The organism is Pseudomonas sp. EA_65y_Pfl1_P113, assembly GCF_963970525.1.
Lineage (GTDB): Bacteria > Pseudomonadota > Gammaproteobacteria > Pseudomonadales > Pseudomonadaceae > Aquipseudomonas > Aquipseudomonas tritici.
Genome location: NZ_CAXAQM010000542.1, coordinates 1 through 459, shown reverse-complemented (window position 1 = coordinate 459; position 459 = coordinate 1). Strand labels below are relative to the sequence as shown.

Annotated in this window: 1 protein-coding gene; it reads left to right on the top strand. The window is 68.8% G+C overall.

The window, feature by feature from the left end; genetic code table 11:
- A partial coding sequence (locus tag AACY52_RS30980; RefSeq protein WP_339561492.1) for a phosphoribosylglycinamide synthetase C domain-containing protein occupies positions 1–459 on the top strand: 459 nt, incomplete at both ends.

Genomic DNA, 459 nt, shown 5'->3' with positions numbered 1-459 from the left:
CGGCCCGCGTGCTGACCCCCGATCTCGAACAGCAGGCGATCACCCGCATCATCGCCACCACCGTCAAGGCCATGGCCGATGCCGGCATGGCCTATTCGGGCGTGCTCTACTCCGGCCTGATCCTCACCGACGAGTGGCCGAAGCTGATCGAATACAATTGCCGCTTCGGCGATCCCGAATGCCAGGTGCTGATGGCGCGGCTCGACGAGGATCTGCTCGAGGTGCTGCTGGAGGTCGCCAATGGCACGCTCGGGCAGCGCGGGGCAGCCAAATGGGTCGAGCAGACTGCGCTGACGGTGGTGCTCGCCGCCAATGGCTATCCCGGCACGCCCGAGAGTGGCGGGCGGATCGACGGCATCGCCGAGGCCGAAGCGACCGGCGCGACGGTGTTCCAGGCGGGAACGCGGCTGCAGGACGGGCACATCGTCGCCAGCGGCGGGCGCGTACTGGCGGTCACCG